This window comes from Streptomyces toyocaensis (genome assembly GCF_000725125.1).
In the GTDB taxonomy this organism is placed as follows: Bacteria; Actinomycetota; Actinomycetes; order Streptomycetales; family Streptomycetaceae; genus Streptomyces; species Streptomyces toyocaensis.
In genome coordinates this window covers 1-208 of sequence record NZ_JFCB01000084.1, presented here as the reverse complement: position 1 = coordinate 208, position 208 = coordinate 1, and the positions used below count along the sequence as shown (strand labels likewise).

The 208-nt window shown below is 81.2% G+C and carries 1 protein-coding gene; it reads left to right on the top strand.

Features of this window, described 5'->3' with window-relative positions:
- On the top strand, positions 1-208 hold a 208-nt coding region (locus BU52_RS32660), incomplete at both ends, for a hypothetical protein (RefSeq protein WP_037941510.1).

Sequence of the window (208 nt, the reverse complement as noted above, 5' to 3'; positions counted from 1 at the left end):
ATCCCGGCGCAGACGGCCCCGGAGTCCGAGGCCGAGGAGGCCAAGCCGCGCAGGACGCGGAAGGCCGCCGCCAAGAAGGCGGAGGCCGCCGTCGACACCGTCGAGGCGAAGCCCCGGCGGACGCGCAAGACGGCCGCCGCCGCCGAGGCCCCCGACACGGCGGAGGCCGCCGAGGCCGCGCCGCGCCGCCGCACCCGCAAGGCCGCCG